This window comes from Neolewinella lacunae (genome assembly GCF_014349155.1).
Lineage (GTDB): Bacteria > Bacteroidota > Bacteroidia > Chitinophagales > Saprospiraceae > Neolewinella > Neolewinella lacunae.
This window is the reverse complement of the sequence record NZ_JACSIT010000142.1, coordinates 8,663-30,634: the sequence shown is the minus strand read 5'-3', so window position 1 is coordinate 30,634 and position 21,972 is coordinate 8,663. Positions and strand designations below refer to the sequence as shown.

Genomic DNA, 21,972 nt, shown 5'->3' with positions numbered 1-21,972 from the left:
GTTAGTTTCCCTATCAACTACTGAACTATGAACTATGAACTATGAACTATGAACTACTGAACTATCGAACTACCACCCGCCGCAAGGCCACCCCGGCAGGGCCACTGGCCCGTACGAGGTAGACGCCGGGTGGGTATCCGCCCAGGGGCCAGCGCAGGAAATCGTTGCCGCTGGCGTTGGGCAGGGTGGTACGTTGCAGGAGCCGGCCGGTGACGTCGAGCAGCTCCAGCGTGGCAACGCCGCCCGCCGGCCACCCGGAGAGGGTAAGCACATCTACTGCGGGATTCGGAAAAACCTGGAAGTCAAAGCTGGGGGGCTCCGCCGCAAAGAGGCCCACGGCAAACTCTTCGGCCAGCGCAGTGCGGTAAAAACTAACGCCGCCCCGCTCGTTGCCCAAAACGAGGTCGAGCAGGCCATCGCCGTCAAAATCCGCCAGGCCGGGGTTGGAAAAAGTACCTACATCCAGCCCCCCGATGGCTTTGGTGAGCAGCTTAAACGGCGCGGTGTGGGCGGTATCAACGCCAAAGCGGTAGGCCTCAATGGTACCGCTGCGGTTGCCGCTCAGTACCAGGGTGTGGTCGCGGTACTGCAGAACCCAGGGGTTGGGGTGGCCCGTGCTGACCCCCGGGGCGTTGGTATTGATGCCCCCGAGTTGGAGCATATTGCCCGGTGCGGTGGGGTCGGGGTTGAAAACGGGGTTGGTTCGCGAACCGACGTTGCGGTAGAAGCGGATGCGGCCATCGAAGCCGCCCACCAGCAGGTCGGTACGGCCGTCGCGGTCGAGGTCGGCCAGAAAAGGCTTGGAGAACTGCCCGGCATCGATGTCTTGCCACTCGAATTGCAGGGGCGCGAAGGTGGCGGGGTTGCCCTGGCCGGCCGTGTTTTCGCCGTAGATCAACCTGCCACTGCGTTCGCCGAGCACTACGTCGTCGTCGCCGTCACCGTCTAAGTCGCCGAAGGCTGGCGCGAAGGCCCAGGTGGTGCTCATGAAGGCGGTGAGCCCGAGGTAGTCGCCATCGGCCAGGGTAAATCCCCCCGCGCCGTCGTTGCGGAAGAGGCGGAGCTGGCTGGAAAGCAGGTTGGTGCCTGTGTAGGCGTTGTTGTTACCGATGACGAGATCGGGGCGGCCATCGCCGTCGGCATCAAAGACGGAGACGTTGGCGGAGGTGCCGAAGTCGATCATATCTTCAATGAGGAAACGCCGGGTCTGGAAGCGGAAGTCGGGGGCGGCGTCGCTGCCCACGTTGCGGTAGAGCCAGGTGACGTTGACGTCCTCGCCGTTGAGGATGATGGAGGGAGAGACGATGAGGTCGCGCGCGCCGTCCTGGTCCGCATCGAGGTGGAAGGCGGCGGGAAAAGAGTTGATGTTGACGGCCACGCCGTTGGTGTTCCAGACGGAGTCCTGGCTGGTGATCCAGGCTTGATCGCGGGTGCCGGTATTGAGGGCCAGCACCAGGGCATCGAAGGAAATATCGCCCAGCATCAGGTCCGTCCGGCCGTTGCCGTCGTAATCGAGGGCCAGCATGGTGGAGCCTGAGTGACGGGGTCGTCCGCTGCCCAGTAAGCCGTCGGAGCAGGCGTCCGGGCGGTCTGCCAGGTCCAGGGCCGTGGTCAGTCCGCTTTCAAAGAAGCCGCCCCAGCACTGGTCTTCGAGGGTGTAGATGAGGGTATCGGCCCCGAAGCCTCGTTCCACGGCTACGTTGCGGTAGTATTCAACGTGGCCCCCCGCAACGGCGAAGGTGAGGATATCGAGGTCGCCATCAAAGTCAACGTCCTCCACGGCGGGGTAGTCAATGCTGGAAACGAAGACGGGGGTACGGACTCCCGAAAAAGGAAAGTAAAGTTGGGGTAAGGGGTCGCCGAAGTCGACGAGGGTAAAGCCCAACAGGCCATCACTGCGGCGGTGGCCCCGGTATACGGCAATGCCATCCACGGCTGCGGCGTAGGTGAAGATGTCGGGCACGTCGTCGTGGTTGTAATCGCGCAGCATCATCCAGTTGGTGATCTCGGGGGGGAAGTGGGCGGTCAGGGCGGGTGCTTCGTCGTAGCGGTCGCCGCCCAGCCCTCGGAGGGCCAGGGCGATGTTGCCGGCTCGGTCGAAAACGAAGAGGTCGTCGGTGCCGTCGCCGTCGAGGTCAGCCAGCTGGGGTTGCGGACTGTTGAGGCCGCCAAACCAGGCCAGGGGGAGGTCGCGCCCTCCCGTGGTGCTGACCGGCGGGTAAGCGGGAATCAGCGGCGTAAGCTGTCCGGTGGCCGGAACCGCCCCCAAAAGGGCTGCCAGCAGAGGAAAGAACTTTCGTACCACCCGCCAACCGGGCCAGGCGAAAGGAATGAAACGGGGCGGAGGCGGGAGTACAATCGTGCTTTTCATGCGGACAAACGTGGAGGGCTTGGGGCCAACTGCTGCGGTGACCAGGGGTAGTGCAACGATACATCACTGCGAGTCCCTATATTGCCACGATTAACCTTACGCTATGTCCCACCCAAAGTTTACTGCGTTAACCTTATTTATTGGTCTGCTGCTCGGCATATCGCCATTAATGGCCCAGGAGGATGCGGCAGATTGGCTGCCCCGGCTGGAGTTTACCCAGGATGGGCTGGCCTTTCCCGCTACGGCGGGGGTGGTCACGATCAATGGCGACACCGTTGCGCTGACGGACCAGAATGGCCGCAAGTACGTGATGATCGAACCGGGTTTGCACCTGGTGAAATCCGGCGGCAACAGCGCTTTGTATCACCTGAGCGGCGGAGTGGGTAGTGGCCCTGAGCGGCTGCGGCGCATTCCGCTGTGGCTCTCGATTTTGCCTCCGCTGATTGCCATCGGCCTGGCCCTGGTGTTTCGGGAGGTGCTCATTTCCCTGTTCGCTGGCGTATGGGTGGGCGCTTTTCTGGCGGGCGGACTGCGCTTTGAAGGTTTTCTCGGCATCATCAAGGCCTTGCTTTATTCCGTGGAGCACTACGTTGTGGAGGCTTTGAACGACGGCGGGCACCTGGCCATCATCGTCTTCAGCCTGCTGGTGGGGGGCATGGTGGCCATCATCAGCCGCAACGGCGGGATGGCCGGAGTAGTGGAGCGCCTGACGAAGTACGCGCGCACGCCCAAATCCGCCCAGTTCATCACCTGGTTGCTCGGGGTGGGCATTTTTTTTGACGATTACGCCAACACGCTCATCGTGGGGAATACGATGCGTTCGGTCACCGATCGTTTCCAGATCAGCCGCGAAAAACTGGCTTACCTCGTGGATTCTACGGCCGCGCCCGTGGCCTCCATTGCCTTTATTACCACCTGGATCGGGGCGGAGCTGGGCTACATTGGCGATGGCATCAAAGGCGTGGTAGGGCTGGAAGACCAGACGCCCTACGCCGTTTTTCTGGAAAGCCTCAAGTACAGCTACTACCCGGTATTTACGTTGGGCTTTATGCTTTTCCTCATAGCCACGCGGCGTGATTTTGGTACCATGTTCACCGCCGAACGACGTGCGCGCAGCACCGGCCAGGTGAAAGCCACCAGCACGGAGGCGGAAGAAGTGGTGGAAACCGAAGACCTCAGCCCCGTAAAAGGTGCTCCGCTACGGGCCCGCAATGCGATTTTTCCCGTACTCACGGTGGTGGTCATGACCATCATCGGGCTTCTCGATACGGGGCTGGCCTCGGTGTACGGCGGGCTGGAGAACCCTCCTGCTTCGGATGGCTGGGGGGCCACCTGGGCGGCCATGGACGGCAGCTTTTTCGGGAAACTCGGCACCGTCATCGGCGCGGCAGATAGCTACGTAGCCCTGCTCTGGGCATCGATCAGCGGCGTAGTTGTTGCCATTCTCCTTACCCTCGGGCAGCGCATCATGAACATTGAGCAAACGATGGGCAGCCTGACTTCGGGTTTCAAGGCCATGTTCTCGGCCATCATGATACTTACCCTGGCCTGGGCCCTGGCCATCACAACGGAAGACCTGCACACTGCAGATTTCCTGGTGGACCTGCTGGGGGGGAGCCTGAACCCTTACTTTTTGCCCCCCATCGTCTTTGTACTGGCCGCCCTGATCAGCTTCAGTACGGGGTCGAGCTGGAGCACCATGGCCATTCTCTATCCCATCGCCATCCCCCTCACCTGGGCAGTAGCCACCGCCAATGGCTGGGAGGCCGAAGAGGCCCACCGTCTGCTCTACAACGTCATTTCCATTGTCCTGGCCGCCAGCGTGCTGGGCGATCACTGCTCCCCAATTTCGGATACGACCATCCTCTCGAGTTTGGCCTCGGACTGCAACCACATCGATCACGTCCGGACCCAACTGCCTTACGCCCTGACGGTAGGCGCGATGGCCATCACCATGGGTTTCCTGTCCACCCTCTTCGGCGGAGGCTGGGTGCTTTGCCTGGGCCTGATGGCTCTGGGGCTGGTTTTGCTTTACGGCATCGTCCGTTGGCGGGGAAGGGTGGTGGAAGATTAAGGGACCGCCCGGGCCGCCCAGCGCGGATCCGTCGATTTGTCTCCGGGGCTGGTCTAGCCATGGGCGGTAAAAGTCGGAAGTCCGCCCCGTGGCCCGTACATTTGCCAGGACTACGAACGTTACTACACCATGTCCAATTTAAGCAGAGCCTTTAATACTATGTCCCACGACGACGATCGCTTCGCCAACGTACTCATGAAAGCCCTGGAGGATAAAAACCTGGAAGGGTTCGATTACCTTGAGTTCAAGCAGTCCGTAGCCAAACTGGAAGAACTCGGCATCGACCACGATACGGCCATCCGTTCGGCCTTTTCGACGGGCAGCACCGTAGGGCTGACGCTGGAAAAACTGATCAAGACCGCCAAGTACTACACGGAAGTGCTCCAGGATGAGAAGTCGAAATTCCTGAACAGCATGGAAAAGCACCTCATGAGCAATGTGGAGGGCAAGGCCAAGCAAACCGGCGAACTGAAGAAAAAAATTGCCAACTGGGAAGCTAAAATTGAGCAACTCCAGGCAGAGGTAGAAAAAGCGAAGCAGGAAATCGCTTCGGCCGATCAGCTCATCAACTCTGCCAAGGACAAAGCCGTTATGAACCAAAAGGGATTCGACGACGCTCTCGACATCATCACCGCCGCCATTCGGGAAGACGTAGCAGACATCACGCGCGTCCTCGGCTAAAGCGGACCCGTCGCCGTCTTTTTCCGCCCGTTTTTTATTCCGCAACGTAAGACCCATGGCCGATTTTCCCACTGAAGCACTGGCAAAAAAATCCTTCTGGAAGCGCCCCGAAGGCATCACTGGCCTTTTTTTTCTGGTTCTCCTGCTGGCGGGCGGTGCCTTTTTGGTGTCGACTTTCTGGACCTTACTCAGCAGCTTCATCGCCACTACCATTGGCCTGGTGGTCAGCTTGGCCGTATTGGCTACGGTGGTTTTCGCCTTCGTTGACCCCCGTACCCGCACCCTGCTGAGCTACCTCTACAAAGGTGCGATGCGGAAGATCACCGGTGTTTTTGTCAACATCGACCCCATCGGCATCCTCAAAAGCTACATCGAAGAGCTGGAGAACAACCTGGTGGAAATGCGTAAGCAGATCGGTGTACTGCGCGGGCAGGTGCGCCACCTGAAAACCCTGGTAGAGACCAACGAATCGGAAATCCAGAAGCAGCTCAAGCTGGCCAAACTCGCCCAGGAAACGGGCAAAAACCAACAGATGATCCTCTCCAGCCGCCGCGCCGCCCGCCTGCGCGAAAGCAACGAGAAATACAATGTCCTGCTGGCCAAGATGGACGTCCTCAACCGCGTCCTCAACCGCATGCACCAGACCTCCGAGGTATTGCTCGAAGATACCCGCGACCAGGTCGCCATCAAGATCGAAGAACGCAAGGCCATCCGCGCCAGCCACGGCGCCATGAAGTCGGCCATGTCTATCATCAACGGCGACCCCGACCAACGCGCCATGTTCGACGCGGCCATGGAACACATTGCCGATGACGTGGCCAATAAAGTCGGCGAAATGGAACGGATGATGGAACTCAGCAAAGACTTCATGTCTTCGGTAGACCTCCAGAACGGCGTTTTTGCCGACGAAGGCCTGCGCATGCTCGAGGAATGGGAACGCAAAAGCGAACTCCTCCTCACTGGCGGCCACCTCAATACCGAAGGGAAAGCCAAAACCAATAGCAGCACCGACGAAACTTTGAACCTGGACGAAATCCCCCGCCGCGAAAAAGACGCGCAAACCCGGGGCAAAAGCGACGGGTACGATAAGTTTTTTGAGTAGAAGGGTAGCACGCCTAAAAACTTAACCCATGCCACAATTCGAATGGGACGAAAATAGAAACCAGTCGAATCTCGAAAAGCATTCCATTGGCTTTGAAAAGGCTAAAGAGGTGTTTGAGGATAAAAATGCGCTCGAATTTCGAGGAACCTTTGGGTCGGAATTGCGGATATTGATCATTGGTAAAACGTTAAGCAGAGTATTAATCGCACTGGTTTACACCATGCGATCAACCGTGGTCAGGATTATCTCAGCAAGGAGTGCGAGCAACAAGGAGGCAAAATCCTATCTTGAGCATAATTTATCTAAACAGTCGCAGGATGAAGATGAACATTGAAGAGGCCATAGCACTTGCCAGGAGCAATAAAAGCTTGCAGGGTGTTGCGATAAAAGACTTGCAAGATGTTCAGGTCAAGGCCGTTGACGCCTTGATCCTGGCCGAACATGGGATAGTGGTGCCAGAACAGAACATCTTCTACGATGATGGAGACATCGCTTACGATCCGGATTTTGATGAAGTTGAATGGAGTCAAGCACCCGTTGAATTGACTTGGGATGAAAAGGCGGAATTGGCCCGGCGGTTGAGCGGACAAGCGGAGGAAGCAGAAGAAATATCGATGCAGATAAAAATTCAGGATGTGGAAGTCCGCAAATGGATACGCGACAATCAAGACAAAGTGGGGGAAATACTGGGGCGTTTTGTGGTGGATATTTACAATGCCACTAAGTTGCTCCAAAAACAATAAATCTGCGGTGTAACAGGTAGCGACCTCCGCCGGTGGTCAAAATTCAGTGGCACCAATTACTGAATTGTCCCCTCCAACCCAACCAGCCGATGAAAGCACCCCATTCGTTGCCGACTGCCCTCGTGACTCTGTTCTTCTGCTTCAGCGCGCTGCCCGGTCTCTTGACCGCCCAGGCGAATACTTATTTCCAGCAGCGGGTGGATTACGACATTTCGGTTGCGCTGGATGACGTCCGTCACCAACTTTCGGCCCAGCTTCGCCTGACGTATACCAACCATTCGGGCGATACTTTGCGGGAGATCTGGCTGCACTGCTGGCCGCGGGCTTATGGTTCCGACGCATCAGCCTTCGCCCGGCAGCAACTGCGCAATGGGCAAACGGACTTCCACTTTGCGTCTGCGGCAGAGCGGGGGACGCTGGATAGCCTCCGCTTCACGGTGGATGGCGTAGCGGCCGAATACACGTTTGGAGATTCCCCCGACCTCCTCTTGCTGCAACTGCCCTCGCCCCTGGTGCCCGGGGGTGTGGTGGTACTGGAAACGCCGTTTCGCGTCCAAATTCCCGCGTCTTTTTCCCGCCTCGGCCACGTGGGCGAGAGCTACCAAATCAGCCAGTGGTACCCCAAGCCCGCCGTTTACGACCGGGCGGGCTGGCACCCGCTGCCTTACCTCGACCAGGGGGAATTTTTCAGTGAGTTCGGTAGTTTCCGGGTACAAATCACGCTGCCTGAAAATTACGTCGTTGGGGCCACCGGTGTACTGCAGGAGGCGGCGGAACGGACCTGGCTACTGGAAAAAGCGGCTACTGACCGGGCGGCCCTGGCGCAACGCACGGACCTTTCCGAGGGCTACGTCCGCGAGCCCTTTCCGCCCTCGGCCACCACGCGCAAGACCCTGACTTACCTGGCCGAAAACGTGCACGACTTCGCCTGGTTTGCCGATAAGCGCTTCAAGGTGCTGCACGATACCTTGCGGCTTTCGGAGGTGGGCGCGGCCGCAGGTGCTCCCCCCCGACCCCCCAAAGGGGGGAGTTCGTTGGCCCCCCAACCCCCCAAGGGGGAGCAGCCGGGGACGACCGACGTCTGGGCTTTCTTCACCGAGAGCCAGGCCGGACTCTGGCGGGAAGCGACCGACTACCTGAAACGGGCCACGCGATTTTACCATCAGCACATCGGTCCTTACCCCTACCCCCAGGTGACGGGGCTGCAATCGGCCCTCAGCGCGGGCGGTGGAATGGAGTACCCCATGATCACCGTCATTGGCCTGAGCGAAGACGCCGCTGCGCTGGATGAAGTGCTGGCCCACGAAGTTGGCCACAACTGGTTTTACGGCATTTTGGCCAGTAACGAACGCGACCACCCCTGGCTTGACGAAGGCGTCAATTCCTACTACGAGCAACGCTACATGGCCGGGTATTACCCCGACCGCTCGTACACCTTGCCCCTCTTCGGTGCCATCGACCTGAACCGCCTCGGTTACCACTTTCTGGCGCGGCAGGGCAAAGACCAGGCCCCGGACACCCGCTCCGACAGCCTCTCTTACCTCAACTACGGCGTGGGGGCTTACAGCAAGCCCAGTCTGGCCCTCCACGAACTGGCGGCCTACGTGGGGACGGAGCGACTCGACGCCGCCGTGCGGGCGTACTACCAGCGCTGGCAGTTTCGCCACCCCGGGCCGGAAGATTTTTTTGCGGTCCTGGCGGAAGAATTGGGCGAAGACTTTGGCCCCTGGTTTGCGGCGGCGCTGACTTCAACGGCTACCAGCGACTGGCGCGTGGGGCCAAGGACTAAGGCGGGCACGACTTCCCTTGCGCACCGCGGACCGCGCCTGGCACCTGCGACCGCGCAAATCAGCAGCCCCTCCGGCTCCCTGGATACCGTCCGCCTCCACCCCCAGCAGCGCACCCTGGCTACCGGCGATGCCCGATCCGTACTCCTGCCCCCGGCCGGTAATCCCCTGGATTTGTACACGCACAACAACCAGCGCGGCGGCAAAAGCTGGCAATTGAAACCCGGGACCAGCGCGGAACGTACGGACGCAAAGCAACTGTTTGTTTCCCCCCTGCTGGGCTACAACGCCCACGATGGCTTGCTGGCCGGCCTGGCCCTGCACAACCGGACACTTGAGCCCCGCCGCCTGGAGTGGATCCTGGCCCCGCTCTACGGTACCCGCAGCAGCGAGCTGGCGGGGATGGCCGGCGCGCGCTACCGCCTGCTGCGCCCAACGCCCGGTATCCAACAAGTTTTACTGAGCCTGGGCACGCAACGTTTCAGCGACTTCACGCTGCCCCAAACCGACCAGGCCTACGCCTACCAACGCCACGCCCTGAAGGCCGAAGTCTTCTTCGCTGACCCTCCGATCACGGGCCGCGAACGCCGCCTTTTTATCCAAATCATCGACCTGCGCCAAGACCGCCCCCGCTTTGAGAACAGTCCGCAACCCGTGGGCACCCAGCGACAGGGCAACCGCTTTTACCGCCTGGGTTATACGCAGCGCCGCGACCGGGAACTGCGGCCCACGGAGTGGTCCGTCGCCCTGGAATACAAAGACCGCGACGCGAGCGTGAGCAGCAGTTTCGAGGCCAGCCACCTGCGGCTGGACGCCAGCTTCCGGGGCGGCTACCAGTACGAAGCCGACCGCTTTTTGCGCTACCGCCTCTACGGGGGCTACTTTTTGGTGAACGACCTGCGCGAGCGGGCCACCTACCCGGCTTCCGCCCTGGCGCTGGTGGATAATGGCATAAGCGACTACCGCTACGACGACCTCTACTTCGGTCGCAGCCTCAACGCCAGCCAAAGCAGCTGGCCGGGCCAGCAGTTGGAACAGCGGCAGGGCGGCTTTCGGGCACCGATCGGGCCAGCCTTCGTTTTTGGGCGGAGCAACGACTTCCTGGTAGCGCTCAACGTGGATGCGGATCTTCCCTTCCGCCCCCTGCCCCTGGGGCTTTTCCTTGACGCGGGTTACTACAGTTTCAAGGCAACGAGCGTGGAGCCGCAGCAGGGCATCTTCAGCTGGGTAGGCGGGGTTTCGATTACGGCGGCCGCAGGGCGGATGGGGTTCTACCTCCCCCTCGTTGCCGACCCCACCACCCGAAACCTGCTGGACCAAAACGGCAACGTGCTAAACCGGCTCAGCTTCCGGCTGGCGCTGGAGGGGTGGTTGCCCTGGCGGTGGGTGGATGGGCTTTTTTAATGAGTGAATGAGCGAATGAGTGAATGAGTGAATGGGCTACCGCACGAGGCAGGCAGGAGTGACCGCCGGGGGCAGCAGCGTAGCTAATGGGCGCTGGTGGATGCAAGGCAAGTTTGGTGCAATAAGATAATTTTTGCTGGTTGTTTTAGTGGCAAATTTTGAGGTAAGGAATTGACCGTCAAGGGTTTTTCGATTTTCTGTATTGAAACCTAGGTGTTTTGGGAGGAACAGCATTTTCCAGAATGCTGTTCCTGCGCTGCTGTCTATCGGCGGTCACTTATTTGCTTGGTCACCCTTGCTTGTTTCGTGCAGCGGGGTCGTTCGGGTGGGGACACCCTCAACCGGGGTGCTTCATGTGCGGTAGCGTGACCCGTGCGGTAGCGTGTCCCGTGCGGTAGCGTGTCCCGTGCGGTAGCTTATGAGCTGCGCTGCTGCCTACGGCGGTCATTTATTCGTTTATTCCATTATTCAACCCTTCAACCCTTCCCCCAACAGCTCAAGCCAGCGCGCCTTGGGCTCCCCTTTGAGCACGCGGGGGATCTTGCTTTGTCCGTTGACCTGCCCGCCGCGGCGTTGCCATTCGTAGAAGCGCTGGAGGGGGACGACGGTTACTTTGATCTGGAGGGCGGTTTGGCGTTCGGAATGGTAGTCGTCGTTGACGCGGCCGAGGGCGGCATCGAGCACGGCGGTGGCGGCGGCGGCGTCGAGCGGGTCATTGGTGCCGAGGTACCATTCGTGGGCGATGTACTGGTCTTCTTTGACGGGGATGATGGTGTATTCGGGGACGCGGACGTCGAGTGCTTCCTCGACGGCGGCGACGCCGGCGTTCATGTTATCGACCGTCAGGTGTTCGCTGACCAGGTTGATGTAGTGCTTGGTGCGGCCGCTGATCTGGATGATGGCCTGTTCGACGTCGAGAAAGCGGATGGTATCGCCGATGACGTAGCGCCAGGCTCCGCTGCAGGAGGTGGTGACCAGGGCGTATTCCTGACCGGCCTCAACCTGGTTGAGCGTAAGGGCGCTTGCACCGGGGCGGGGGTTGCCGTCTTCGTCGAAATTGCTTTCGTTGAAGGGGAGAAACTCGTAAAAGATGCCGTTATCCAGTAGCATCTGCATCCCCTGCGCGTCGGCACTGCGCTGGAAGGCAAACATTCCTTCGCTGGCCAGGTAGGTATCCATGTAGCGAATGGGGTGACCGATGAGGCGGGTGAAGCTTTTTACGTAGGGTTGGTAGGCGACGCCGCCGCTGACGAACAGTTCCAGCTCGGGCCAAATCTGGGCGATGTTATCGAGTTGGTGCATCTCGACGATGCGCTCCAGGGTGAGTTGTACCCAGTGGGGGATGCCGACGATGATGCCGATGTTCCACTCCGGTGCGTGACGGGCGATTTCCTCCAGGCGCTCATCGAAGTTTTCAATGCTGGCGATGCGGCGGCCGGGCTTATAGAAGCGGCGGGCCCAGATGGGTTGCTCGCGGGCGTTGATGCCGCTGAGGTAGCCGAAGCGCCGGCCCTTATCGACGTCCAGGTGGGTCGTTCCACCGATGGCGAGCCAGGAGGTGGAGTAGACGTCTTGGGAGAGCGGATAATCGGGGAAGCTGGAGAACATCCGGAAGCCGCCCTTGGCCAAAGACCGGATGGTGGCTTCGGTAACGGGGATGTACTTGGTATTGGCGTTGCTCGTGCCGCTGCTGAGGGCGAAGTACTCGGCAGCCCCCGGCCAGGTGATGTTCTCTTTGCCTTCGTAGACGCGGCGCCACCAGGGGTCGAACATGGCGTTGTAATCAACGACGGGCACGTTTTGCTGAAAAGCCGCCACGGGGTCTTCCGCCGCCAGGATGCCCGTGAAGTCGTAGGCCCGGCCAAATACGGTCTTACGGGCTTTTTTCAGCAGCTTACGCAGGGTGCGTTGCTGGGCGGGCCAGGGTGGCCGGCGACGACGGGGGAACTTTTCAGCGGCCCCCAGGCCCAATTCGATGACGCGGTCTAACAGCATTACGGCTAAAGGATAGGTGGTAAGTAAAAACACCCGGGTAGCGGGCAAAATCGTTCCCTCCGGGGTCAACCCACCGTACACGCCCCAGGTTCAGAGCGCCCTCAAGATCGGGCTTCTCCCCCAGTCGGGCCGTTAAATTTCTCCGCCCAGGCCACTTTCCCCCGCTCTTCCCCGGGGGCGATCTCCCCCGGCACCTGCGGCCGCGCCCCGCCCCATACCTCTTCGCAACAAAATTTTTCGGGGGGGAGGCGACAAAAAAGCAGGCTCCAGCGCACAACAATTTGCCCGATGCGTATCTTTAAAGTCTCCCGTTCCCATTGACCAAGCGCGCCAATATGCCCGGCCATCCCCAATCTCAACTCTACCGCCAATTACGTGACGTCGATCCCCGCGACTACCACCGCACCATCCGGCTGTACGAGGAAAAGGAGGCGGAAATTGGCCGGCTGGAGGTGTACGAATACTTCGAACTGACGGTACACTACGCCAATGCCCTCTTCGCCACGGGGGCTTACCGGCAGCATTTACTGATGGTGGACCTGGTGATCAATGCCTGCATCCGCCACAACATCACTGCGGTGGCAGGGGTGGAGGGCGACGTTTTCCAGCACCTGCTGTTTACCAAAGGAGTGAGTGCCTACCGGCTGGGGCAGCACCCGGTGGCCAGCCACGTAATCGGCGAGCTCATCCGCATCGATCCTTACCGGCCGCTGCCTTTTCGCTTTTTGCGGACCATTTTTTTCAGCCAGCAGAAGAAGACCTTGCAGGCCGGGCGTGCCATTTTCCTGCTTTGTATGCTGCTGACGGCAGCCATCATCACGCTCGATCTGCTCTTCATCCGTCACTTTTATCCCGCGCTCACGCCGGGCTTTCAGCTGGCCTCGGCCACGGCTTTTGTGGGCGGGCTGGTCTTGCTGGCCCTCATCTACGGGCTGGCCTACGCGCGGGCGCAGCGGCGGGCTGCGCAATTCCGGGCGGCGGCAAAAAAGAAAGGCTGAGCGCCTTTTTACGGGGCGCGGCCGCAGGTGCAGGCAACCAAGCTGGCGAGCGCGGGGGAAGCAAAAAAATCCACATTCGGGCCGGGAAGTCGGTGGAGTCCGCCCCGGCATGATTACTTTAGCGGCAAAACCATTGTACCGTGACCAAACCTACCTTAGTAATCCTCGCCGCCGGTATGGGCAGCCGCTACGGCGGCCTCAAGCAAATTGACGGCGTCGGCCCCAGCGAAGAGGGCATCATCGAATACTCCATTTACGACGCCATCCGCGCCGGCTTCGGCAAGGTCGTCTTCGTCATCCGCAAAGACATTGAAGCGCCCTTCCGCGAAAAATTTGACGGCAAGTTTGGTGACCAGATCGAGGTGGCCTACGCTTTCCAGGGTATGGACAGCTACGTTCCGGAGGGCGTAGACCACACCAAGCGCGAAAAACCCTGGGGCACCACCCACGCCATGCTGGTGGCCAAGGAAGTTACCCATGAGCCCTTTGCGGTCATCAATGCCGACGACTACTACGGCATCAAAGCCTTCCAGCAAATGGCTTCTTTTCTGGTGGCCGAGGCCAGCCCGAAATTGTTCAGCATGGTCGGCTACGTCCTCCACCGCACCCTTTCCGACCACGGCACCGTCAACCGAGGCGTCACGGTGGTCTCTCCCGATTTCTTGTTGCAGGACGTTAACGAGCGCCTCAAGATTGAGCGGGGAACCGACGATGGCGTCACCTACCTGGGCGAAGACGGACACCGCTACCACCTGGCCGACGACGCCGTGGTATCGATGAATTTCTGGGGCTTCCACCCCGCCATTTTCGACGACATCCTAAGCGGTTTCCAGGAATTTGCCGTAGCCAACCAGGGGAACCCCCGCGCCGAATACCTCATCCCCGAGCTGGTGGATGGCATGATCAAAAGCGGCGCGGCCGAGGTGAAGGTGCTCGTATCCGACGACCGTTGGTACGGCGTCACCTACCAGGAAGACAAACCGGAGGTCCAGAAAGCCTTCGCGCTGCTGGTCGATCAGGGCGTTTATCCTAGCCCTTTGTTTTAGGCAGGCGTAATCCACTCGCTCCAGCTACCGGGGTAAAGGGCGGGCATTTCGCCAAAAGCGTAGTAGTACGCCAGGATATTGTGGCAGGCGGTGACGCCGGAGCCGCAGTAAAAAACATTATGGTCCGCTTCGTCGCGCAGGTCGGCGAAGCGGATTTTTAGTGCCTCGCGCGACTTAAAGCGGCCGTCCTGCAGGTTTTCGGGCCAGGGCAGGTTGATGGCACCGGGGATATGGCCCGCGATGGGGTCCACGTCTTCCTCTTCGCCGCGGTAGCGGGGGGCGGTGCGGGAGTCGATTAAGAGAAAATCGGCGGGCAGGGTGGCTACTTGGGCGCGGTCGCAGGTGCTTAGTTGGTAATGGGGAGCGAGGTGAGACGGGGGCGCTCCTCCGGGCCGGTTGACGGGATTGGCATCGGTGGGCAAGCCCGCCGCTACCCAGGCGGGGTAGCCGCCGTCGAGGACCATTACTTTTTCGTGGCCCAGCGCGCGCAGCAGCCACCAGGCGCGGGCGGCGATGCCTCCGCCTTTATCGTCGTAGGCCACCACAGTGTGTTCGGGGCGCAGGCCGAGGCTGCCCATTAAGGCCCGGAATACGGCGGGGTCAGGCAGGGGGTGGCGCCCCGTTTCCCCGGGGATGATGGGGCCGGAGAGGTCTTCATCGGCGTGGAGAAAGTGGGCACCCGGCAGGTGGGCCTCCGCGTGCGCCTGCCGACCGGCGGCGGGGTGGTAGAGGTCGTGCCGGCAGTCCAGCAACAGCAAATCGGCCTGGCCGAGGAGGGCGGAGAGGTCGGGGGCGGAGATTAGGGGCATGAGTGAGCGAATGAGCGAATGAGTGAATGCGTGAATGCGTGAATGGGCTGCCGCACGGGATAGGCTGCCGCACGTAATAGCCCCTTGGCTGAGGAGGGTGTCTCCGGCCCGTAAAGGTCCGGCTGAGGGTGTCCCCACCCGAACACGCCCGGCTTGGATTTTTCGGCAAAACACCCTCGGCTCGGATTTCCCGGTTGAGGGTGTCCCCACCCGAACATCCTCCGGCTGAGGGCCCGAACACCCCCGGCAGCGAACAGGCAGGAGTAAGGGTGTAAAGATGAAAAGGAGTAAAGGCGCGACCTCGGCAGGCAGCAGCGAAGCTAATAACTGAATAATTGAATTATCGTCCAAGTCGCTTGCGGCAGCCCATTCCCTCATTCACGCATTCACGCATTAGTAGAGGCTAGCTCCCCAACAACAGCAACGCAGCAGCGAAGAGGCAAACCCCCAGCAGAATCGCTAAAAAATTGACCAGGTCATTCGTCATCCAGGGGAAGCCGGAGAGGAGCTGGGGGCTGGGCCCGGGGGTATCGGATACGGCGGTGGGGCCGGGGTGGACGTACTTCGCTTGCCAGCGGCTGCCGAGGGCGCTATCGAGCAGCATTCCCAGGAAACCGGCCAGGGCGATGCCGGCGTAGCCTGCGGGGGTGATGCCGGGGTGAAGCCAGCCGCAGCTGCCGCTCAGAAAGAGGGCTCCCGCCAAGCCAGCGGCGCTGCCCGCCCAACTGACGCCTCCGCTCAGCCCCGGAGGCACCCGCTGGCGGCGGAGCAAGTCGTAGGTAGGCCGCCGAAAATACTGCCCCAGCTCGGACGACCAGGTGTCGGCCGTAGCAATAGCCATGGCCACCAGCAGGCAGTAGGGGAGGACGTCTGCAGCCCCGCCCAGCCAGGGGGGATTCCAGCCAGCCAGCAGGGCCAGTCCGCCGTAGACGCCGCCGTTGGCCATTACCTGGGTGGCGTCGCGCGGCCTTTTTTGCTTGGCGTCGCCAGCGGCACTTTGGCTGGGGAACAAACGGCCGAGCAAGCTGCTGCTGCCCAGGAAAACGAACAGCGGCAATAACCAGACGGTGCCCAGAGACAGCGCCACCACCAGGCCCAGTAAGGCCGCCGTCAGCGCACCCCCCGGGGTCAGGCTCCGCCGGGCAACCAGTACATAACAGAAAGGAACAGCTAGGGCTAGGAGCAGGAGGAAAGTCCGCTCCAACTCCGGGGCAGCGCCCAAAGTGGTGAGCAGAAAAGCGACGAAGAGCGGGACGATCAGGTTATCGAGCCCCCGCGAGCCGAGGGCTTCGCCCGTGGCCAGTACCAGGCCTATCCCGAGGAGGGCTGGCCAGGAAATCCCCTCCCACGCGCCGGGGAAAAAAGCCGCCAACGCCAGGAAGACGAGCAAAAAGGCCAGGTTGCCGGGTAAGGATTTGGGGTCGCCGGTCAGGGCATACGTCCGCCGGGCCAGCAACTTGCCCGCCACCGTCGCCGCCGGATCACAGAGGGCCAGTACGAGCATGGCGAAGCACACCATTTCCGGGTCCGGTACCGCCAGGAGCAGCAGCAAAAAGGCCAGAGGAAACCATACGATCCCCCAGGCGCGGCGGCCCGATTCTTCCCGCATGAGTTGGTTGGACAGGATAAGCCCGAGCAAGACCAACTCCGCCCCCGCCACGATGCCGATCAGCACAGGCCGGGCCATGGACAGCGTCGCCAGCGCACACGCCCCCACGGCAACGACGTGCAGCACCTTGCGGCTTACCCAGTAGGGCAGGTAGTTGCGGCGGGCGGCGAGCTCGGTGAGGAGGGTGGTTAGGATGACGAGGGCAATTAAATTTAACATTTACAATTAGCTGCGCTGCTGCCTACGGCGGTCAACATGTAGAATTTAACATTTGCTTCGCAAGAGGGGAGATGTTTTGACCGAGGTCGAGAGATTTAACGGGGAGTGAGGTCGAGACGTTTCACGTCGAGGGAAGGGCGTTTTTGGGCGCTTCGCTTCCTTTTTTGAACCACTAAGGACACGAAGATGGACTAAGATAAGGGCATTGCTGCGACGTGAGGTCGAGACGTTTCACGTTGAGGGGCGCATGAGTGTTTTTGCTGCGACGTAGAACGTCTTGACCTGAAAAAACTCCATGCCACTCCATGCTCCAACTCCAGGCAACTCCATGGGCTAAAAAAGCTTTGCCGGACGGGACGTCCGGAACCGGGCTGGGGCAGCTGCGACGTAGAATGTCTGGACCTCACGGAGGTTTTTGGGCGCTTCTCTTCCTTTTTTGAACCACTAAGGACACGAAGATGGACTAAGATAAGGGCATTGCTGCGACGTAGAACGTCTGGACCTCAGCAGGGGTATGCAGTCTCTCCCGTGCGGCAGCTGTCCCGTGCGGCAGCTGTCCCGTGCGGCAGCGCATTAACTACGCTGCTGCCTACGGCGGTCACGCATTCAATCATTCACGCATTCATTCACTCCTTCCCCCGCTTGGCAATGATTTTCTGTTCGTTGTTGGAGTCGTAGATGCAGTAGGCGTCGTAGCGGGTGCGGTCGGTTTCGGCCCAGATGTCTTTGCCGATGTCGCAGACTTTGATGAGTTCTTCGTAGAGGAGGTTGCCGATGTCGATGCGGTTTTCGACGGCGATGTCGCGGTCGGCGACTTTATCTTGTTGGATGTTCATGGCCAGTTCGAAGGCGTGGCAGGCTTTGGAGAGTTTTTCGAGGTGGCCTTCGTTGAGACCGGTTTCGGCCAGGAAATCCCACTGGGCGCGGGCTACGCGGATGACGCGGCGGCCGCAGAAGAGGAGTTGGGCGTCGGTCATATCCCCAATTTTGGCGGTGCCGAATTTGCGGTAGCGGCCGGTGCGGTTGCTGAATTGGAGGCGGACGCGGGTCATGACGGAGCGGATGGCGTGGCGGACTTTTTCGGCGGCCTCGTATTTTTTGTCGGTCACCACCATTTGGTCGCCGAGCAGCTCGTCGTCGTCGGGCACGTCAATGAACTTCTGGCAGCGGGTCAGGAAGCCTTTGAGGCGGTGCGCGTCGTAGTCGTAATCCTTAAAGTGTTCCAGGTCGCGCTGGGCCAGCCGGATGGCGTCGGTGCACATCTGGTAGAGGTCGGCGTCGGGAAAATTGTACTTCCGGTTTACCTTTTGCTTCTTCATGCGTAGCGGGCGTAGCGATTATGCTGACAAATGTAGGTATTTTTCCGGAGCAATACAAATTGTTTTAGGCGCGGACGCAGGTGCTCCCCCCCGGCCCCCCGAAGGGTGGAGTTGGGACGAGGAGCAAGGGGACGAAGAGGAGCTGGCCGGTGACTTGCATGGCCTTTCGACTTCCACGGCACCTGCGGCCGCGCCCGAGTTGCCCACTGCGCACACCTATTTGCCCGCTTTTGGCGTTATACACCCACTGACTTCAATTCAAGCTAAGCCCCCCTGACGACATGGTATTGCGTAAACTTTCGATCCTTTTTCTGCTGCTTTGCGCCACTACGGTGGCCCGCGCTTCGACGATTCTCATCCCGATGGATGACAAACAGAGTGACCACCTGAAGGCCTACGGCATTGCGTACTGGGTGCTTAGCAACGAGATCGACGCCTGGTGGCTGCTCAACTACCGCGGCGGCAGTTTTGCGTTTACCCACAGCCGCGCTTTTGAGCGGGAATGCCTGACGCGGGGCGTGAAATACGAGGTGATCCCCGACGCGCAATTCAACGCCATTTTGGCCGAAATTGCCGATCCAGAGCGCAATATGGATGCGATGAAGCTCGAAAAGGCCCCAAAAATTGCCGTTTATACCCCCGAATTTAATTTTCGGGAGGGCTCGAAAGTCCAGCCCTGGGACGATGCCGTAACCCTGGTGCTGACCTACGCGGAAATTCCCTACGAGACCGTTTACGACGACGAAGTGCTGAAGGACCGCCTGGCGGAATTCGACTGGCTGCACCTCCACCACGAGGATTTTACCGGGCAACACGGGCGCTTTTACCGCAGCTTTCATACGGCCGACTGGTACCGCCGGCAGGTCGACTACCTGGAGGAAACGGCCGCCCGCAACGGCTTTGAAAAGGTGAGCCAGCTGAAGTTGGCGGTGGTGAAAAAAGTCCGGGAATTCGTGGGTGGCGGCGGCTTCATGTTTGCGATGTGTTCGGCGACGGACAGTTACGACATTGCCCTGGCGGCAGACGGGGTAGACATTTGCGCACCCTACTACGATGGCGATGCGATTGACCCCAACGCCCAGGAAAAGCTCGACTTCAGCCGCACCTTTGCCTTTGAGAATTTTAAACTGCAGCGCAACCCCCTGGAATACGAATTCAGCGACATTGACCACAACCCCCGCAATGTTTCGCAGGACCAGGATTACTTTACCCTTTTTGAGTACAGTGCGAAGTGGGATCCCGTCCCTACCATGCTGACCCAGAACCACAACAAAACGGTGAAGGGTTTTATGGGGCAAACGACGGCTTTCCGGAAATCGACGATTAAATCAAGCGTCCTCATCCTGGGCGAAAACAAACCGGCCGACGAGGCCCGTTACCTCCACGGCAACTTTGGAGAAGGCTTTTTCAGTTTTTACGCTGGCCACGACCCCGCGGATTACCGCCACCTGGTGAATGACCCCGAAACCGACCTTAGTTTGCATCCGAACAGTCCGGGTTACCGCCTGATCCTCAATAATATTCTTTTTCCGGCGGCTAAGAAGAAGAAGCGGAAGACGTAGGGTATTTTGTCTGAATTAGGATTTCTTGGATTTTAAGATTGGAGGATTTGGGGGAGGCGTGGCTTATACCCATACCGCTGCTCCACGCCCGGCTCCGCCAGCCAGCCCCCGCGCATCTCCATGCCAAAGGGGTAGTAATGGTTTTCTTGCAACACTTCTGTGGCTTCAATGAGGTTGTTGCCGTTCTCGTCGGCAAAGAGGACGCGGTTGTTGCCCAAGTGGTCTTGCAGGAAATATTCGTACTGCCAGGCGGCACCGCCCGCGCAGGGGACGATGTCGGCCGTGAAGGTGGCCCCGGGTTGTACCTGGAAGTTGGCTTCGAGCACGATTTGGGTTTTTGCTTGGGAAACGGTGGGGGTAGGGGGGATATTGGGGGTGGAGGTGATTTTGTTGGCTGATTCAATGTTGCTGGGGTCGGAGGAATGATGCGTAGATGCCTAAAAACGCTATCCATCTTCCCCATCCTCAAATCTACAAAATCCCAATTCAGACAAAATGGGCGGGTGGATTGCCGCTGGTTTTTTGTCTGAATTAGGATTTGTTGGGTTTTAAGATTGGAGGATTTTGGGGAGGCGTGAATTGTAATAACTCGAACGTGCAAACTTTATCCACATTACCCACTGCGTTCGCGCCGATCTTAGGGCGGATCAATACAACAAATTTAGTTTGGACTTTCAACAGGCACCAATACACGACACACGGAGAGATCTGTTGCAACGGGTGGATATTGCCCCTCATTTGGGCGCTTAGTTTTAGTAGCTATATGCGCAAACTTGTGTTTTCCGTCTGTGCCTCTAGCAGAGACAATAAACTTGTTGACTATTGAATTAGGAAAGCCACTTCTCCAGAATTTAAATGTGTAAATTGATGTTGAGTCAAGCACCTCAGCAATGAATGGCGTGAAGAGTGACAGCTTGTATTCCTTTACTTCGCCGCTTAATATAGTGTCTAGCTTAAGGTTAAAAACGTCAGTTATGGACGAAAGTCTTATCTCTCCCGTCGCGCAGAACAAACTATCGTATGCGTAAATCCCATTGTAATCGAGTTCGCCATCTTTCGTCAATGTTGTGATGTACCCATCTTGGGAGTTATTTGTGATATTAGCAAACAACTCTCCATGCCGTTTTTCAACAGTCATTTTAATTGTACTACTATCGTTTGTCTCTTGATGGTCTGAGTGCGTATCGCCGCAAGATGAACATAAGATAAGACAGGTAGTAGAGACTAAGATCCATATAAAATCTTTCATTATCTGTAATTTAGGTATTCAAGAATGCGACGTCTGACCCCTTCTGGAAGCATTAGGCGTGAGTCGTCTGTTCCAGGTGCTCCTCCACTGTTCAAAATGTTTATATTGCCATTATAGTGCCCCCCATCATTAAAAGGATAGCTACTCATATTTCCAGGTATGGCCATTCGTGAATGAATATCCAACTGATGAAATAACTCATGTGCTCCAGCGTATGCAAGATTCTTAATTTCTGAACCCCACCAGCCTCTGAAATTTGGATCAGTAGCGCCACCTTGTCCCACTCTAAATTTATCTACATCAACTCCGGTATGAAAAATCTCTCTTCCCGTTTCTAATATACTATAAAATCCAATGTTACCTGTAGGCGTAAGTTTAGTAGCCCCTTCTTTTGTACCGAACATCCGATTAGTGAGCGCTAAGAATAGAACTTTATCTCTATGACTAGCAAAAGAGCTAACATAAGTAAGGTCTTTTAACAAAGTGTAGTTCACATTTTCACTTATTCCATTCTTATTCATAATGGAGCTAACCTCATTGACAAAGCTAACTAAATTTTTAGTAGTTAGTCTAGTATTCGCATTTTGATCATTGTAAATGAATACATCCAAGGTCGAAGTTTGTCGAGTAGAACCGTATACCGTTTCCCAGTTGACTTTTTTACCTTTTGAGTTTTCATACTGCTGAGTTTCCCAGTTATATTTATACGGTGAAAGACCAAGCGGGTCAATATAAGAAATGGGATTATTGTATACGTAATTGTACGGACTCCAGCTATACATCATTTCCGATAGCGGGTCTATGTTTGCCCATCTTCCCACCGCCGCATCATACCACCGCGCCCCATAATCATGCCACCCCACTTCCTCATTCAACTCCTTCCCATTATACCCATACCGCTGCTCCACGCCCGGCTCCGCCAGCCAGCCCCCTTGCATCTCCATGCCAAAGGGGTAGTAGTGGTTTTCTTGCAACACTTCTGCGGCTTCAATGAGGTTGTTGCC

The 21,972-nt window shown here is 58.5% G+C and carries 17 protein-coding genes; 9 read left to right on the top strand and 8 right to left on the bottom strand.

Going from position 1 to position 21,972, the window contains the following annotated elements:
* Positions 1 to 61: 61 nt before the first annotated feature.
* On the bottom strand, positions 62 to 2,371 hold the full coding sequence (locus H9S92_RS17370) for a T9SS type A sorting domain-containing protein (RefSeq protein ID WP_187467970.1): 2,310 nt from the start codon (positions 2,369 to 2,371) through the stop codon (positions 62 to 64).
* A gap of 103 nt (positions 2,372 to 2,474) precedes the next feature.
* Between H9S92_RS17370 and H9S92_RS17365 the strand changes: the two genes are divergently transcribed.
* The 6 genes from H9S92_RS17365 to H9S92_RS17340 all read left to right on the top strand — a co-directional run bounded on the left by H9S92_RS17365 (position 2,475) and on the right by H9S92_RS17340 (position 10,162).
* Positions 2,475 to 4,445: a Na+/H+ antiporter NhaC family protein gene (locus tag H9S92_RS17365; RefSeq protein ID WP_187467969.1), complete on the top strand. Its 1,971-nt coding sequence runs from the start codon at positions 2,475 to 2,477 to the stop codon at positions 4,443 to 4,445.
* 159 nt (positions 4,446 to 4,604) lie between these two features.
* Positions 4,605 to 5,126, top strand: coding sequence for a hypothetical protein (locus tag H9S92_RS17360; RefSeq protein ID WP_187467968.1), 522 nt, complete (start codon positions 4,605 to 4,607; stop codon positions 5,124 to 5,126).
* 55 nt (positions 5,127 to 5,181) lie between these two features.
* A complete protein-coding gene (locus H9S92_RS17355; protein WP_187467967.1) occupies positions 5,182 to 6,228 on the top strand; it encodes a hypothetical protein in 1,047 nt (348 codons plus the stop codon).
* A gap of 28 nt (positions 6,229 to 6,256) precedes the next feature.
* Entirely contained in the window at positions 6,257 to 6,562 is a 306-nt protein-coding gene (locus H9S92_RS17350) for a BrnT family toxin (protein WP_187467966.1), read from the top strand.
* On the top strand, positions 6,546 to 6,971 hold the full coding sequence (locus H9S92_RS17345; protein ID WP_187467965.1) for a hypothetical protein: 426 nt from the start codon (positions 6,546 to 6,548) through the stop codon (positions 6,969 to 6,971). The genes H9S92_RS17350 and H9S92_RS17345 overlap by 17 nt, the downstream gene beginning before the upstream one ends.
* Positions 6,972 to 7,060: 89 nt before the next feature.
* Positions 7,061 to 10,162 (top strand): M1 family metallopeptidase, encoded by a 3,102-nt coding sequence (locus H9S92_RS17340; protein WP_187467964.1) that lies wholly within the window; start codon positions 7,061 to 7,063, stop codon positions 10,160 to 10,162.
* A gap of 468 nt (positions 10,163 to 10,630) precedes the next feature.
* Here H9S92_RS17340 and H9S92_RS17335 read toward each other — a convergent pair whose 3' ends face one another.
* Complete coding sequence (locus tag H9S92_RS17335; protein WP_187467963.1) at positions 10,631 to 12,157, bottom strand: GH3 family domain-containing protein; 1,527 nt, start codon at positions 12,155 to 12,157, stop codon at positions 10,631 to 10,633.
* Positions 12,158 to 12,474: 317 nt separating this feature from the next.
* Here H9S92_RS17335 and H9S92_RS17330 point away from each other — a divergent pair, with 317 nt between their 5' ends.
* Positions 12,475 to 13,155: a hypothetical protein gene (locus H9S92_RS17330; protein ID WP_187467962.1), complete on the top strand. Its 681-nt coding sequence runs from the start codon at positions 12,475 to 12,477 to the stop codon at positions 13,153 to 13,155.
* A 140-nt stretch (positions 13,156 to 13,295) separates the two neighbouring features.
* A complete protein-coding gene (locus H9S92_RS17325; protein WP_187467961.1) occupies positions 13,296 to 14,201 on the top strand; it encodes a nucleotidyltransferase family protein in 906 nt (301 codons plus the stop codon).
* On the opposite strand, the gene H9S92_RS17320 is transcribed toward H9S92_RS17325, so the two are convergent.
* The 3 genes from H9S92_RS17320 to H9S92_RS17310 form a co-directional block, all read right to left on the bottom strand.
* Positions 14,198 to 15,010 carry a sulfurtransferase gene (locus H9S92_RS17320; protein ID WP_187467960.1) on the bottom strand — a complete coding sequence of 271 codons (813 nt, stop codon included), beginning with the start codon at positions 15,008 to 15,010 and terminating at the stop codon, positions 14,198 to 14,200. The two genes, H9S92_RS17325 and H9S92_RS17320, sit on opposite strands and share 4 nt — an antisense overlap.
* A gap of 403 nt (positions 15,011 to 15,413) precedes the next feature.
* Positions 15,414 to 16,838: a DUF92 domain-containing protein gene (locus H9S92_RS17315; RefSeq protein ID WP_187467959.1), complete on the bottom strand. Its 1,425-nt coding sequence runs from the start codon at positions 16,836 to 16,838 to the stop codon at positions 15,414 to 15,416.
* Positions 16,839 to 17,464: 626 nt separating this feature from the next.
* A complete protein-coding gene (locus H9S92_RS17310; RefSeq protein ID WP_187467958.1) occupies positions 17,465 to 18,157 on the bottom strand; it encodes a hypothetical protein in 693 nt (230 codons plus the stop codon).
* A gap of 281 nt (positions 18,158 to 18,438) precedes the next feature.
* Here H9S92_RS17310 and H9S92_RS17305 point away from each other — a divergent pair, with 281 nt between their 5' ends.
* Positions 18,439 to 19,719: an asparagine synthetase B gene (locus H9S92_RS17305; protein WP_187467957.1), complete on the top strand. Its 1,281-nt coding sequence runs from the start codon at positions 18,439 to 18,441 to the stop codon at positions 19,717 to 19,719.
* A gap of 32 nt (positions 19,720 to 19,751) precedes the next feature.
* On the opposite strand, the gene H9S92_RS17300 is transcribed toward H9S92_RS17305, so the two are convergent.
* The 3 genes from H9S92_RS17300 to H9S92_RS17290 all read right to left on the bottom strand — a co-directional run.
* Complete coding sequence (locus H9S92_RS17300) at positions 19,752 to 20,123, bottom strand: 3-coathanger stack domain-containing protein (RefSeq protein ID WP_336621979.1); 372 nt, start codon at positions 20,121 to 20,123, stop codon at positions 19,752 to 19,754.
* A gap of 257 nt (positions 20,124 to 20,380) precedes the next feature.
* On the bottom strand, positions 20,381 to 20,968 hold the full coding sequence (locus H9S92_RS17295) for a hypothetical protein (protein WP_187467955.1): 588 nt from the start codon (positions 20,966 to 20,968) through the stop codon (positions 20,381 to 20,383).
* Positions 20,968 to 21,972: RHS repeat-associated core domain-containing protein (locus H9S92_RS17290; protein WP_187467954.1), on the bottom strand; the 1,005-nt coding region annotated here is incomplete at its 5' end. The genes H9S92_RS17295 and H9S92_RS17290, both read right to left, overlap by 1 nt.